Annotated in this window: 18 protein-coding genes; 9 read left to right on the plus strand and 9 right to left on the minus strand. The window is 64.3% G+C overall.

Features of this window, described 5'->3' with window-relative positions; genetic code table 11:
* Positions 1-228 precede the first annotated feature (228 nt).
* Entirely contained in the window at positions 229-567 is a 339-nt protein-coding gene (locus NA4_RS25390; RefSeq protein WP_067475011.1) for a hypothetical protein, read from the minus strand.
* 291 nt (positions 568-858) lie between these two features.
* Between NA4_RS25390 and NA4_RS25395 the strand changes: the two genes are divergently transcribed.
* The 3 genes from NA4_RS25395 (at position 859) to NA4_RS25405 (ending at position 1,940) form a co-directional block, all read left to right on the plus strand.
* A complete protein-coding gene (locus tag NA4_RS25395; RefSeq protein WP_067475014.1) occupies positions 859-1,191 on the plus strand; it encodes a hypothetical protein in 333 nt (110 codons plus the stop codon).
* Between the two features lie 84 nt (positions 1,192-1,275).
* A complete protein-coding gene (locus NA4_RS25400) occupies positions 1,276-1,530 on the plus strand; it encodes a hypothetical protein (RefSeq protein WP_067475017.1) in 255 nt (84 codons plus the stop codon).
* Positions 1,527-1,940: a hypothetical protein gene (locus NA4_RS25405; protein ID WP_067475020.1), complete on the plus strand. Its 414-nt coding sequence runs from the start codon at positions 1,527-1,529 to the stop codon at positions 1,938-1,940. The genes NA4_RS25400 and NA4_RS25405 overlap by 4 nt, the downstream gene beginning before the upstream one ends.
* 29 nt (positions 1,941-1,969) lie before the next feature.
* On the opposite strand, the gene NA4_RS25410 is transcribed toward NA4_RS25405, so the two are convergent.
* Positions 1,970-2,329: a hypothetical protein gene (locus NA4_RS25410; protein WP_067475024.1), complete on the minus strand. Its 360-nt coding sequence runs from the start codon at positions 2,327-2,329 to the stop codon at positions 1,970-1,972.
* Between the two features lie 200 nt (positions 2,330-2,529).
* Here NA4_RS25410 and NA4_RS25415 point away from each other — a divergent pair, with 200 nt between their 5' ends.
* Positions 2,530-2,916, plus strand: a complete 387-nt coding sequence (locus tag NA4_RS25415) for a hypothetical protein (RefSeq protein ID WP_067475029.1) — start codon at positions 2,530-2,532, stop codon at positions 2,914-2,916.
* 12 nt (positions 2,917-2,928) lie between these two features.
* Here NA4_RS25415 and NA4_RS25420 read toward each other — a convergent pair whose 3' ends face one another.
* The 4 genes from NA4_RS25420 to NA4_RS43775 all read right to left on the minus strand — a co-directional run bounded on the left by NA4_RS25420 (position 2,929) and on the right by NA4_RS43775 (position 7,979).
* Positions 2,929-3,195, minus strand: a complete 267-nt coding sequence (locus tag NA4_RS25420; protein WP_067475032.1) for a hypothetical protein — start codon at positions 3,193-3,195, stop codon at positions 2,929-2,931.
* 89 nt (positions 3,196-3,284) lie between these two features.
* Positions 3,285-4,187, minus strand: a complete 903-nt coding sequence (locus tag NA4_RS25425) for a hypothetical protein (RefSeq protein ID WP_067475035.1) — start codon at positions 4,185-4,187, stop codon at positions 3,285-3,287.
* A 71-nt stretch (positions 4,188-4,258) separates the two neighbouring features.
* Entirely contained in the window at positions 4,259-6,184 is a 1,926-nt protein-coding gene (locus NA4_RS25430) for a hypothetical protein (RefSeq protein ID WP_067475038.1), read from the minus strand.
* 961 nt (positions 6,185-7,145) lie between these two features.
* On the minus strand, positions 7,146-7,979 hold the full coding sequence (locus NA4_RS43775; RefSeq protein ID WP_373862827.1) for a hypothetical protein: 834 nt from the start codon (positions 7,977-7,979) through the stop codon (positions 7,146-7,148).
* A 223-nt stretch (positions 7,980-8,202) separates the two neighbouring features.
* On the opposite strand from NA4_RS43775, the gene NA4_RS43780 reads away from it, so the two are divergent.
* Entirely contained in the window at positions 8,203-8,535 is a 333-nt protein-coding gene (locus NA4_RS43780) for a hypothetical protein (RefSeq protein WP_373862828.1), read from the plus strand.
* Between the two features lie 193 nt (positions 8,536-8,728).
* On the opposite strand, the gene NA4_RS40730 is transcribed toward NA4_RS43780, so the two are convergent.
* Entirely contained in the window at positions 8,729-10,072 is a 1,344-nt protein-coding gene (locus NA4_RS40730; RefSeq protein ID WP_157129291.1) for a hypothetical protein, read from the minus strand.
* On the opposite strand from NA4_RS40730, the gene NA4_RS25445 reads away from it, so the two are divergent.
* The 4 genes from NA4_RS25445 (at position 10,065) to NA4_RS25460 (ending at position 12,351) form a co-directional block, all read left to right on the plus strand.
* On the plus strand, positions 10,065-10,337 hold the full coding sequence (locus NA4_RS25445; RefSeq protein WP_067475048.1) for a hypothetical protein: 273 nt from the start codon (positions 10,065-10,067) through the stop codon (positions 10,335-10,337). The genes NA4_RS40730 and NA4_RS25445 overlap by 8 nt on opposite strands.
* Positions 10,334-10,711, plus strand: a complete 378-nt coding sequence (locus tag NA4_RS25450; RefSeq protein ID WP_067475051.1) for a hypothetical protein — start codon at positions 10,334-10,336, stop codon at positions 10,709-10,711. Before NA4_RS25445 ends, NA4_RS25450 begins: the two co-directional genes overlap by 4 nt.
* A gap of 33 nt (positions 10,712-10,744) precedes the next feature.
* The gene (locus NA4_RS25455) at positions 10,745-11,524 is read left to right on the plus strand and encodes a GntR family transcriptional regulator (RefSeq protein ID WP_067475053.1); all 780 of its coding nucleotides are present in this window, start codon (positions 10,745-10,747) and stop codon (positions 11,522-11,524) included.
* Between the two features lie 296 nt (positions 11,525-11,820).
* Positions 11,821-12,351, plus strand: a complete 531-nt coding sequence (locus NA4_RS25460; protein WP_169811114.1) for an HD domain-containing protein — start codon at positions 11,821-11,823, stop codon at positions 12,349-12,351.
* On the opposite strand, the gene NA4_RS25465 is transcribed toward NA4_RS25460, so the two are convergent.
* Together NA4_RS25465 and NA4_RS25470 are read right to left on the minus strand one after the other, a co-directional pair.
* The gene (locus tag NA4_RS25465; protein WP_067475055.1) at positions 12,327-12,812 is read right to left on the minus strand and encodes an NUDIX hydrolase; all 486 of its coding nucleotides are present in this window, start codon (positions 12,810-12,812) and stop codon (positions 12,327-12,329) included. The genes NA4_RS25460 and NA4_RS25465 overlap by 25 nt on opposite strands.
* A 4-nt stretch (positions 12,813-12,816) precedes the next feature.
* Positions 12,817-13,551, minus strand: coding sequence for a helix-turn-helix domain-containing protein (locus NA4_RS25470; protein WP_067475058.1), 735 nt, complete (start codon positions 13,549-13,551; stop codon positions 12,817-12,819).
* Positions 13,552-13,701: the final 150 nt, after the last annotated feature.

Below are 13,701 nucleotides of genomic sequence, written 5' to 3' on the forward strand. Positions count from 1 at the left end.
GTAAGGAAGGAAGAAAGTAATTAGGGTAACTTTCAGAAAGTTACCCTAATTACTTTCTTCCTTCCTTACTTCTTTTCGTTTCTTCCCAATGTTCCATTTCTTCCACCTTTCGGTTGGGGAGTGGGTCTCTACCTGCGGTGATTGCATTTCTTCCGGTGTCATGGCCGTCAGTGTAGCGTATCGATCGAGATCGGCAGGAATAAAATCCTGCCGATCTCGCGAAGGTTCTCACCCGGCGACCTTCTTCAGGCGGCCATCCAGCCGCTTGCGGGTCTCGATGACATCCCGCAGCACCTCGAAGTACTCGTCCAGGAACCACTTGTAGTACCCGATCAGCTCCTGCGTGTCCTGCTCGGAGAGTCCCTTGGTCTTGGCGTGCTCTCGAACGAGGTTTTCGTCGTCCGCGCGAATGATCAGAAGCGCGGCCGCGTTCAACGCGACCGACGTGTCGATCCGGCGAGAAGCAAGTTCCATCTTCCACCGCGCGATGGACTGATCGAAACGCACCAAGTCGTATCCGCGGAGCCGAGTGGTCACCGAGTGGATCGCGTCGAGGTCGTTGCTCATGTCATCTCCCTGTCCTTGATTGGCAACTCCCATTTTAATGGAACATTCCCAATATTTCCATACTTCCTTTCCTTCGTTCCGAGTAATTTCTTACTTCCTTGCCCGGCGCCTCCGCCGCCGCTCGAGGTATGCCGACCCGGCGCTCAGCGTCATCGGTCGACCATCTTAGGTCCGTACTTGCCCCCTGGTAGAAGAGGTTTCGTTACACGGATCTGCACCGCTGTGTCGGTGTCCGGGCTTACCCTTGTCCCGGACAACGCCGCACAAGGTTCCCGGAGCGAGGGGGAAGAAATGGCCAGTTTGGAAGAAAGAATTGCCGGTGTCATCGCTGAGCTGAAGCGGCTCGATCGCACGGCTCCGGTGGTGGTCGTCGACGAGATCGGCTGGCGTGTCGATCGCCTGGCGGACGAAGTGCGGACCAGCGTCACCGACGAGGAGCGCCGCCGCACGCTGCTGAACCAAGCTCGTCTGGCCAGTGGGCTCGTCGCCGAGGCTCGTGAGCGCGCCGAACGAGCCATCGACATCGCGGTGGCCAAGCTGCAGCGGGAGCTGTACGACGCCGAGCATCCGACCATCACCAGCCCTCAGCCTCAGCGACAACCACGGCCAGGACGCGAACGGTGATCTTCATAGACCCTGTCTGAACTGCACATATAGTACTGGCTATATTTTCACCATATCGACTATAAATTCTCTATACTGCCGTGCATGGCCGAGAAGACGACGATCCAGACCAGCACGGAGACCCGGGACCGGCTAGCGGCCCTCACACGAAAGGGTTCGACCTTGGAGGACACCATTCGCGCACTGCTCGACCGGGACGAGGCGCGTCACGCCCGTCAGCAGATGCTTCTCGACGAGCAGTTCGCCGCCGCGCGCCGCGATCCGGCGGCAGTCGCGTGGGCGACCCAGGAGGCCGACCGGCTGGCCCAGATGGCGAAGGAGCGTGACGGCGCCCGTTGAGCGGATACGTTCTCGACGACACCCTGATCACCGCGTTCGCGCAAGGCAACGCCCACGTCACCCATCTGATCGCCAGCCTGGACGCACGGCAACTGCGGATGGCGGCGCCCGCCAACGTCCTTGCCGCTTCGCAGGCCGGCCTTTCCGACGATCAATGCGAGACGCTCAATGCCGTTGTCGCCCATGTCGAGCACGTGATGCTCGATGACCTGTCCGACCTCGATCACATCACCGCGATGGCCCGCGCTCTGGGCTGGATCGGCGAACCGCACGATGTGGCCGCTGCCCACGCCGCCGCGGTGGCCAAACGTCTCGACTGGCCGGTGCTGACCCTCGACGCCGCTCGCTGGCAGACGGTGAGCGAGAAACTGCCCTGGAAGGTTCCGCTGGTCGAACTGCGTGAGCCCTGACCACCGAGGCCGAATCGGGCAGAAGAGCGCTATCGGCTGCCCGTACGTTCGATGAGCGTCGTCACCAAGGCGGCGATCTGGGCTTGCCCCGCGGCCGCCGTGTCCAACTTGCCGCGTATCTCAGCGAACCCACAGGGCATTTCCGTGAACTGGTCGTTGACCTGAGTTCGCAGGTCGGCCAGATCCTGACGCATCACGGCGATTCCGGACATCATGGCCTGGCGTAATTCGTGCATCTCTGAACGGATTACGCTCACCTTCCGAGCCACGCCGCCGGCCAGCACGCGCACCGCCGCAGCGTCCTGCTCGATGTTGCGCACCCGCCCGTCAAGCTCATGGATCTGCCCTGACAGCGCGGCCACCCGCGCCTCCAGATCCTCCGATGCCATAGCCCGGCAGCCTACGCGGGATAGGGGTTACACCTATTGCACCATCCAGACACGCCGCCGCGCCGTGCGCGTGTGGCTCCGCGCAGTGAGGCGGTGACCGATCGGCCGGATCGTGCTTGTGGCGGTTGTCGGTGTGTGGCCGTACTCTGGCCCCTCATCGAGGCCTGATCGGGCCGTAGGGAGGCGAGGGGAGCCGCGAAATGCGCAGTCTGGAAAGCCGGATCGGGGACACGATCGACGATCTGAAGCGGCTCGGGCATGCTCCGGACACCGCGCGTATCGGCGAGATTCAGGAGCATCTCGCCGAACTGGTCACCGAAGTGCGCCGGACGATCAACGAGGTCGACGACACGCGCCGCTACAACCTGATCCAACTCAGCCGCCAGGCGCACAGCCTGTTCGTCGACGCCCGCGCTCGCGCCGAGCGCGCCGTGAACATCGCCGACGCCGCCCGCCAGCGCGAGATGCACGCGCTCGCGCACCCCACGGTCCTGGATCCGGATCCGCTGAGAGACCACACGTTTCCCCGTAGTGCTCTCGCCGATGTCTTCGAGCGGGAACACCAGTGGGACGGATTCGACCGGTGACTGACAACGGGATCAGGGCTTCTCGGCAGCCAAACCTATCTCGATGTACTGGCGGATGAGCATCGCCGGGGTGATGCAGTGCTCGGTGGAGACCTTGAGCACCCGATCACGCATCTCTTCGGGCAATTTCAGCAAGATAGTGTCCATGCTGCGCTCGATCTCCTCGGATGTCGGCGGCAGCGGCGGCACCTCAGCCGTGTCGTCGAAGGTTAAGCGGGTGATGAACTGCTCAGCTTCCTCGGCGTTGCGCGGGTAACCGGGCTCGGGTTCGTTTTCCATTTCCTAATCACCTCCCATGCGGTGAACTCGTCCATCGGACACCACTGCGGATGCGCTCCGGACACGAGCGATAGGCGCGCTGCTGGTCGTTATGGCTGCGGCGTGGAAGAAATCTGCGCTCGGCGCTCGGCTTCGGCCTCGGCGCGTTTGCCCCAGTGCAGGGTCTCGCCCCGTCGGTAGACCCAGCCGTGCGTAGCCAGCCATGGATATTGCGCGGCCGCGTCGTCAGCGTCGAAGAACAGCGGGATTCCGTGCTGGTCGGTGGCCGTGGCGGCGATCTGGGCCCAGTCCGGGCTCTGGCCGGTGGCGTTCTGGTAGGCGCTGATGAACGCGGCAGTGAGGAACCCGACGTCTTCGGGTTGGGCCTGGGAGACCTTGTCGCCGAAGCTGCGGCGGTGGAATCTGCGGCCGGTGCACAGGGAACGTTCCTGGGTGTTGAACGCCACCCAGCCCGATTTCTGGACCTTCGTGAAGATGGGATGACGGAAGGCAGTTCCGACGTACTGCATGCCGGTCTCGGTGGTCCACCACTGCACGACTTTCGGGGATGCCAGTGCCTCGCTCCACAGCGGGCCGGTGCCGTGCTCGAGCCGGTGTGCCGCTACCGCGTCGGCCAGCAGTTCGCCGAGAATCGGGTGGGCGATGGCGTTCTTCACTCGCTGGTTCTGCTCGTGCCAGGCTTTCTGCCTGGCCACCTTCTTGGCGGACTTCTTGCGAGGCCCCGGCTCCGGAAGAGTCACGGCCTCGACTGCGCCAGGAGTGGGTGTCTGCTTGATCTTCAGCAGCCACACCACTCTGGCGCCGGAATCGCTGTCCGCCTCCGGCAGAGTCAGTGGTTCTCGTGTCGAGAACCCGTAACGCTCTGGGTGTATGGCGCGCGACAGCAGCATGGCCGCCATCGGGTCGTCGGCCAGCTCGGTCGTCGACAGCCAGCGCGCGGCGTCTGCGTCGATCGGCTCGGCGCCCTTCTTGACCTTGATCGCGGTAGACAACTTCTGCAGCCTCCGAATGCTTGTGTGACCGGCAGATACTTCGCTCGCCAGAGGATTACACCCGGACACCGTTAGTCGTGGATACATGTCGGCGTGTCGGTTACAGGGTGGCTCGGGCAGATGCATGGGACCGCTGGCTCGATCGGCTCGCCAGCGAGGTCGAGCACCCATCCATCGCCCCGGCAGAGTGTGCAGTTCGGGTGCGGGTGACGACGCCGCGGCGCGTGTTCTGCACGCTGCACGGCCGGATCGGGGCCTCGCCGAGGTGATTCCGGCGAACCGATCAGGTCGGTGAGGAACTTCCTTGAGCGCTGCGCCGTCCACGGTCGCCGGGGTGACGGTCTGCGCCCGGCTGTGGCGCTGGGCTGGGCGGCTGGCGCGTTGATCGCGGCCGCGGGCTCGGCGGCCGCCGCAGGTGCTGGTACAGCGGCGAATCCGTGGCTGTTCCAGCAGGAATCGCACACCAGCGAGTGGGACGACATCGACTCGCGGACCACACCCTGGGTTTTCCGGCACATCACGCACAGTCCGTCGACCGCAGCCGCCAGCTCGTCGGGCAGCTGTTCCGCGTGGATCGTCTCGGCGGACTGGATGCGGTCTGTGTGGCCCGTGGCGGCTCGATTCGGGCCGTGGGGGTGGATCGGTGCCCGAGAAGGCGTTTCGGGGCCGTGAGAGCCCGATTCTCGGGCCGGACGGCATGTTGTGGTGCGGGCGAGGCGGGCCTGCTTGGCCAGGCGGGGGTGGCGGCGGTCGGCGGCGGCGCGCCATTGCTGGTAGGCGGTGTTTTCCACGCCGTCCCGGACCTCGGTGGTGCTGCTGTCGTCTCCGCGGCGGCATGGTTCGACGACCCGAGTGCGGGGAGCCAGGGGGCGGGCGTTGGTCTGCGAAGGGCTGGGCTCGGTGAAGTCCAGGCGTGCCAGCCGGGCCTGCAGGAACCGCAGCGGGTTGTTGATCCGGTCAGGCCAGTCCATGCCCTGCTGGTGAGCTGCGACGTCGATGTGGGCTTTGATGTCGAGTCCGTTCCAGCGGCTGGTGTCGATGCCGACTGCCGCAAGGACGTCGGAGACGGCGCCGATGTGGATCCCGTGCTCGAGCATCCATTGGTCCAGCGTGACCCGCCGTCCTCGACGGACATCGACGACGATGCGGGTCACCAGCTGCGCGGCTGCATGCTGCTGGTGCAGCGGCCGCGGATCAGTGTCTGACCGGGACTTTTTACCCTTCTTCGAGTTTCTTCCCAGCCTCGCGTGCGCTCGCGCGCGCGTTGGTGATTTTTTCGCGGCGCAAGATTTTTCAGGAACAGAAGTACTGTTCGTAACGGGAGATTCTTCACGTACTGAAGTACGTGAAGATAGGTGCCCGCTGCGGTCATCGCGGTCCTCGACGGCGCTGGAAGCTGTGGATGAAGATGAGGAAGAAACTGCGGCGGCCGCGGCGATGTGCGCGCCGCGTGCCAGCTTGCCCAGGCTCGCGGACTTCCTGCGCGGAGTCAGGGGGTGCGTAGTGGGGTGCTCAGGGGTCGCCAAGGGACGTAGGACGGTCAAGTGCCACACACTGGCTGCGTAGGCCTGGAAACCGCCGTGATGGGCGCGTGCGGCCTCGATCTCGATGCGGGACAACGGCCGGCCGGTCTCCATGGGTTTGGCGAGTCCTAGATCGCGCAGCACGTAGAGGATCTTGCGGATGGTCTTGTCCGAGTACGGGCAGCGCTCGGCCATCGTCGCCTGTGAGGCGGTGATGCCGCGCCCGGTGTGCAGGTTGGCGAACGACGCCACAATCGGCGCGCATTCCAGTACCGCCTTCACGCTGGTGTAGTGGCGGGCGACCGCCGCGCGGCCTTCCTCGCTGCCCAGCGCCAGGGCCACGCAGGGCAGCCAGTCCTTCACGCGGACCACCGGCACCAACGCGGAAGCGCCGTCCTCGAGCGGCAGTGACCACGACATGCCGATCTGGTCGCGGTTCAACCGGGACACGATTTCGGCGAACTCGGCGTTCATGTCGCCGGACTCGGGAGTGTTCTCCCAGGTAGATGCAGTTGTTACCTGTGAATTGCCACCAGAATCACCACCCTTATACAGGCGTGACCTATCATCAGAGCTGCTCACCAAGCAGTTCCTTTCGGGGAACATCGGCAGCACCTACGCGGGAGGCTGAGTCCCGTGGCTCGAACTCCCTGTGCGAGAGGGATTCCGGGCAGATCAGGTGCTGCTGGACGGATATTTAGTTAGGTGCTGGTCACCTCAGTGATGTAGGGCCTCACCTCCGGTCGAGTAGGTTCGGAAAACCTCGACACCGGGCGCCCGGACCGAGCCACGGGGCAACGTGGCGGTCCGGGCCGGGGGCTTTGGGGTGACTGTGGTCATGAACTGACGCTCTCGCAGGCCGGAGTCTCTTTTGTCTCGTTAGCGCACGGCTGCGGAGCGGGCTCGACGCATTGTGCGCGACCAAGTGGGCGGTGAAGGTCGTCGTTCTCCCGATCAGCGGAACCCATGCCGATATCCTCGGCGCCGCCCTTGGCGTGTCGGGAGTTAGCAGCTGTTAGCAGCTCGGGTGCGGTGGCGGTCGATCCACTCGCAGGTGGGGCCGTGTTCGGCACTGTCTCTTCCTTCAAGGTCAGAGCCAAGATGTGCGACACGCCCGCATGTATGAACCGGTCCAGTCCGCACATGTCTGTGCGAGGCTGTATCGTCATACGCGTGGGGCCAGTGCTCATCTGACTGATGTCAAAGGCTTCGCGCTTCCCAGCTTGGGGTTTTCGAGAACCCGTCCATTGACCGTTGCCTGCGGAGAGGACGGGTTCTTCTTTTTGTCCAAGCTGGTGGTGGGGGAGGGGCAGGAGGCTCCTCTCCCGTGTCCACCCCACCACATAACCACGCCAGATCTGGTGCGCGACACGCATCCACACGCGGGGTGTGGATGACGCTTGTGCACAGCTCATCTGCGTGCATGACCAGCCGATCACTGGTGGTCTTCCACGGTCCACGGCGACTCCTGGGCGAGTGTGGCCAACTCACCAGCGTGCCGACGGGCCGCGAGTTCGGCAAGCATCACCTTGCGCATCTCGGGATCGTGGGCGATGTTCGCCGCGGCGAGCGCGCGGTCCAGGCGGGACTGCCGGAACAGAACGTGCGGGCGCAGAGACAGTTTCGCCACGCGTCGTGCGGCGCGGTCTCGGGTTCGGCGTGCGGCGTCGCGTTCGTCGTTGGCCAGGCCGAGGCGGGACAGGACGCGTTCGCGGATCTCGCGGGTGAGGCGGGCCAAGGTGCCGGTGTTGTTGGCGTGTTCGCGCTTCTCGATGCCCAGGGCGTGGTGGAGCATGATCATGCCAAGCACGGGGCCCAGGGCGACGCGGGCGAGGCCGTCGACGGGGCCGGCCAACGCGACTGCCATGTACGCCGACAGCGCGCACAGCGTCCAGGCGCTCAGCTGGGCGGGGCCGGGGCGACCGTGGCGGCGGACTCCTGCGGCCATGCCGACACCGCAGGCGATGAGCGCGGCTTCCAGCACCGCGAACATGCCGCCGCGGATCCAGACGTTCTCGATGTGCAGCCGCTCCTCGAAGAACAGCCACGAGGTGTCGAGGCTGACCAACAGCGACATCACCGACACGAGGTAGAAGCCGAATGCGCCGGGCGGTGTTGCCTTCTCGTCCTTGGCCTCGTTCGTGTTCGGAACGCGAACGTCCTCCGGTTCCGAGGTGTCCTCTGGCGTGAAGGTCGAGGTGTTCGATCGGGTGTCGAACGCGTCCGCATCGTCGGGGCCGTGTTCGGCGCCGCCCGCGATCAATGACACGTCAGTTGTTTCGAACGCGTCCGGAACACCGGCTGCGGGCAGTTCCGTGATGCTGTGTTCGCGAACGGACACCGACACGCCGTGTTCGCGTTCGATGTCCGCATCCGGGCCTGGCAGCGAACGCGTTTCGAACACGTTCGGGGTGTCCGCTGTGTTCGTCCTGTCGTGTTCGCTGCCGGTGTTCGTGTTCGGATCGAACACTTCGGCGGGGTGTTCGCGTTCGATGGCGTCCGCGTTCGAGGTGTTCGCGTTCGCGACAGGGATCGAACGCGTCGTGTTCGCACTGTTCGCATCGACGTGTTCGCGTTCGATGGTGTTCGCGTTCGTGGTCATTCCCGCCGCGCCGTCCTGTTCGCTGCCGCTGTTCGTGTCCGGGCCGTGTTCGAACGCCTCGGCGTTCTGGCCGGTGTTCGTGTCCGGTGTCCGGCCGTGTTCGAGGGAGGCGAGCATCTCCTCGGTTAGCTTGGCGATCTCGCCGGTGTCGGCGATGCCGCGTTCGCGGCGCCACTCGTTGACGACGGTCGAGGTGTTCGATCGCGACACCTCCACGCCGTAGTCCTTCAGCCAGTCGATGACGAACTCGGTGCTGGGTGCCCCGGTCTGTTCGCACGTGTAGCGGATCATCGCCTTCTTGGTGAGGCAGGCCGCCAGCGCCGCGTGGTGGGCTTGTTCCTGAGCGCGCGTGTCCCCTGGTGTTTCCGGCGGCGGCTCGGCGGTGCCCATGGTGGCCTTGTCGAGGGTGATGGTGTTCATGCGGCAGTGTCTTTCTTGGTTTGTTCGGCGAGCTGGCGGAGTGCTTTGTGGGTGGCCCTGCATTCGATCTGCCACAGCCACAGCGATGCGGCGACGCCGGCCATGGGCGCGGCAAAGACGAAGCCTTCGTAGGCGCGGGCCTGATGGATGGCGGGAATCAGGATGTAGGCGGTAAGCACGGCGAGCATGACGAGTTCGATGACGAAGTTCTTTGTGCTGCCCGCGGTCTCCAATCGGATGAGTTCACGGGTAGTGAGCATCAACGCGAACAATCCGCCACCAACGGCGATAGCGAGCCCGGGCCCGCTCCATGCCAGCGGATCGGTGAAGCTCTCGCCGGGCAGGAAGTAGTGGATGGCGTAGGCCGCCCACAGCATCCCGGCCAGCACCATGGCAAGCAGCGCGGTCAGACGCCGGCGCTGTATGCGCTGCAATGCCGCCCACCGCAGAAGAGGGTCGGCGGCCCTGCGTCGCTCCGCCAGCACCTCGAAGGCGACGAGTTTCGCCTTGATGTCGGCGGCGATCTCCTCGGCCTCGATGCTGCGACTCGTCGCCTCGGCCGCCGCCAGTTTCTCGGCCAGCAGAGCCTGGTGAGCCGACGCGGCCTCCGTCATGCGACGGTCGAAGTCGCGCTGCATCTCACGTAACTCCTCCTCGAACGCACGCTGATCCGCTTGCTCCTGCTCGGCCAGCGTGGCGGCCAGCGCCATCCGCTCATGAGCGGCCTGCACCCGGTCGGACAACGGCCCGGAGGTCAAAGCTTTGTCGCCGTCAGTGATTGGGGACACGGTTCTCTTCCAGCGGGGGAACTTCATTACGCAGTGACCTCCTGGGCTTTGGTGACTGAGGGCGTCGGAGCGACTCGCGTCGCTCGGCGACCAGGTAACAACTCTTAGAACAATGATACTGTTGAACTTACAGACTGTCGACAGTTCAATATGTCGGCTTGAGAGACATCCCGCAGACGATGCCGCGAGATCTGACCAACCCGTGCCTGAATCACGAATCTGCGCCGGGTGCGCGGCGCCGCAACGAAGATCGAGGGGCAGCCAGCAAACCCGGCGAATCCCGGCTGAATAGGCACAGGAGGATCGGCATTGATGAATGAGACGACTGGCGAGAACGGTCCTGTCGAAGCGCTGCACCGCGCGCTCATCGCCGCCTTCGGCGAGAACTGGAGCATCGACGACTTCCGACCCGACCCACCACCCGTGCGCAGCTTGAGCGACTACCCGCAGACCGCCGAGGAAGCCGAGGAGTTCCTCGACAGCCTGGTCTTCGACGCCGAAGCGCCTATCCCGGAATGGTGGGATAAAGGTAGGATTATTCGGCATGAGCATGCGGAAGGTCAGTCTGACCCTGCCCGAGGAACTGGTGATCCGGGCTGAGAACGCCGTCAAGGCCGGCCATGCCCGCTCGGTCTCGGCATACATCGCCGCCGCAGCCGGATCCGGCGAAGTCCGCGCCACCACAGCCGAAGTCCTCGAGCGCTGGAGCGCCGAGCACGGCGAAGGCACCGCCGAAGAGCGCGCCGCTGCCGAGCAGCGCGTCCGCGCCCTATTCGATCGCGCTGACGCCCGCCTGCGCGGCAGCGGCGCTGCGTGAGGCCGACCGCCGCGGGCACCATCCTGGACGCGTCCGCACTCGTCGCGCTCCCCCGCAGCATCTACGCCCGCACCCTCGTCGACATCAGCGTCCGCGAGCGGCGCCCGCTGGTCATTCCCGCATCCAGCCTGTACACCGCAGCACTGGCAGGCACCGACCCCGCCGACTTCGACACCGCCGACTACACCGTCACCCCGGTCAGCCAGGCCATCCTGCCGGGCATGCTCACCGTCGCCCAAACCTCCACCGCGCCAATCCCGCTCGACCTCGCGCACGCCGCGTGGGAAGCCCAAGTGACCGGCTACCCGGTACTCACCGACAACCCAGGCCCATACGCGCTGCTGACCATCCCCATCGACCTCGAACTTCTCTGAAAGATCGGCGACAATCTCCGTGAAGGAGGTCTGATGCCACCCCGAAATCCGGTGTGGCAGAAGATCGCTGACGATCTGCGTCGTCGGCTCGAGCACGGCGAATGGCTCCAAGGCCAAACCCTTCCGCCGATGCGCACGCTGGCTGCCGAGTACGAGGTTTCCGCAAGACCAGTCCATGATGCGATCGAGCACCTCCTGTTCTACGGCCTGGTGAGCACGAACCCGTGGTCGCCCCGTTCCGGAGTCAAGGTGACAGGCCAGGCCGCGTACATGGCCGGTCCGGCACCGCAGCGGATGACACGTGATCTGCTGCTGGACACTCCAAAGGCCAGCGGCCCTGACGGTTCGGCTGAGACTCTCGTGGCGCTCAACTACACCCTCGGTCCCGCCAGCAGCGACATCACCGAAATGCTTGGCCTCACCAGCGACCAGCACGTCCTGCGCCGCACGCTCACCCACCGAACCCGGGACGACACCCCGCTCCGGATCACCACCAGCTACATGTCCGCCGCCACCGCGGCCGCCGCAGGCCTGCATAAGCCCAGTGACGAGACACCCGGCCGAACCACCACCGCACTGCTGGAAAACGCTGGCATCACCCTGCACCGCACCCACATAGCGATCAAGGCCCGCCTCCCAACACCCGAAGAAGCCACGCAGCTCCAACTGGCAGGCCCGCGACTGCCGATCCTCGAACGCAGAACCACATTGCACTGCGCCGATTCCCAGCACGCCGTCGAAGCCAGCACCATCCTCCAAAGCGCCGACCACATCACCCACGAGGCCAACATCGACCTGCGAGGGTCCGGATAGGCACAGGGCACCTCGATCAGCCGCCCAGACGCCGCCAGACGGGCCCCTTCTGCAGCGCTCGCCAACATCTACCGACTGCAACGACCAGCCTGACCCGGGCATTGCCGAGGAGAGTGCCACGTCGTGCTGCGAGCCGTCGATGAACGACTCCATCGCCGGTGAAGTGGAGACATGGTTTGTGGCCATACACCACCCTCACGCGACATATAGGGACGTTTAAACCCAACATCAAGGACACCTCGGGTCATTTAGGTGGGTATGGAGGTGTTCAGACCTGCATGACTAGCGTGGCAAGAATGGAATCAGCCCCCTACGCAGACCTGTTGTCGCCACTCACGAGCGCTCGACAGGCACACACGCTTGAGGTGGGCCGCAAAGTGCAGAACGTCGCGCAGCGGGTGCCGGAGCATCTGCGCGAGGACACGATCACCGCGGCGTACCTGCACGATGTCGGATATGGATATCCAGTTACGGGCTTCCATCCGATCGACGGGGCCAACCTGCTCGCGTCGCACGGGTTTTCCCTTGTTGTCTGCAGCCTGGTGGCGTTCCACTCGGCTGCCACTGTCGAGGCTGAAGTTCGCGGCATTGACCCTCAGATGTTCAAGCCGTTCGTCATTCCTCGTGATGCCGATCTCGATCTTGCTCACGACTTCGTGTGGTGGGCGGACATGACCACCGGTCCGACTGGCGAGACGTTGACGATCGATCAGCGCTTGGCGGACATCAAGCGGCGGTACGAGGAAGGCACCATCGTTCACACTGCAATAACTCGGGCCGAGCCTCTCTTGCGAGGCGCGGTTCAGCGTGTGGCCGGGTCGATGTAGGGCTCGGTTGAGCACAGTGCCCAGTCAAGCCGCATACGCTGACTCGGGTCCATCTGCAGGTGCGGGATCCGGTCGATGGACACCCACTCAACGAGCGTGCTTTCGCTGCTGGGAGTCGGTTCTCCACGAACCGGCTCGGCCCGGTAGATGATGGTGAATTCCTGCCTGACCTCGTCATTACTCGTGTAGTGGATGACGTGATCAGGATCGGTGAAGATCCCAATGATGCCCGTGAGCCGGACCTCGACGCCGGTTTCTTCTTGCGTCTCTCGGACAGCTGTGTGACTGAGCGACTCGCCAGGATCGTGCGCGCCACCGGGCATCGACCAATTGCCGTTGTCGGAACGACAGATCAGCAGGACGGTGTCATCTCGCCGCACAAACGTGCCCGCGCTGGGCCGGACCGAGTTCGCCGCCGGTGCGCCAGGGTCGCCGTGGTGGTAGTCAATGCGTCGTCCCATAAGGTCAGATTACTGCTGGGCGGGCTACGGCCCACACTGCCTCGAACGATTCCATGTAGTAGTCGAACAGCTTTCCACCAGGAACGCGCTGTAGATGCTGCACGGGTGACTTTGCCGCGTAGGCCCCGAAGCTGTGGGTGTTGAGCAGCATGGACCCGTCGAACCGGAAAATGCTGTTGTACAGCGGTGTTTGGTGGATGCGGATATCCACTAGTGGAAGATCATGCACTTCCCACAGGTACTCAAGGGTGCTCCGGCACCGTTGCGGCAGGGACGGCAAGCCTTCCTCGCGCGCTCGCTGTCGGACGGCCTCACACTCACCGTCTCCAAGCAGGATCCGAATCTCGGCGCCTGCTGCTGACTTCGCACGGATGACGTTGACGAAATCAAGTGACTCGACCAGGAAACCGCCAGCGTAGACAAGGATCCCGATGGTCTCCGATGCCTGACGCATGAGCGCGCGCCACACTTCGTGAGGCACCTCGGAGCGGGTAGGCCAGATCTGAACAACCTCGGACATAGAGACATTTGTACGGCTGCCCGCCAACAACTCCGGCCATAGATACGTCTCGTCCTGGTCGAGGGCTGCAGCGACCTTGTAGCGCATTGCAGGGTGCGGGCAGCGACTCTGCGTGACCCAGCGCTCAACTGTCTTCGAGCTGACGCCGCACTTCTCGGCCAGCGCGTGATTGGTGTAGTTCCGGGCAGCCATTGCGCCGCGGAGTCGCGCGTTCGTCATGATGTCCAGTGTAACGAAACTGTCCCTAAATGTCCTTATTTGGGGGTTTATGCGTCCCTATATGTCGGCTGATCGTTAAGTATGGCCGCAAACACACCCTCGTCATCTCCTCAAAACGCCAGGTCCACAACCCTATTCGCCAACGCCGTC

Origin of the sequence: Nocardia amamiensis NBRC 102102 (assembly GCF_001612745.1) — a bacterium.
Taxonomy (GTDB): domain Bacteria; phylum Actinomycetota; class Actinomycetes; order Mycobacteriales; family Mycobacteriaceae; genus Nocardia; species Nocardia amamiensis.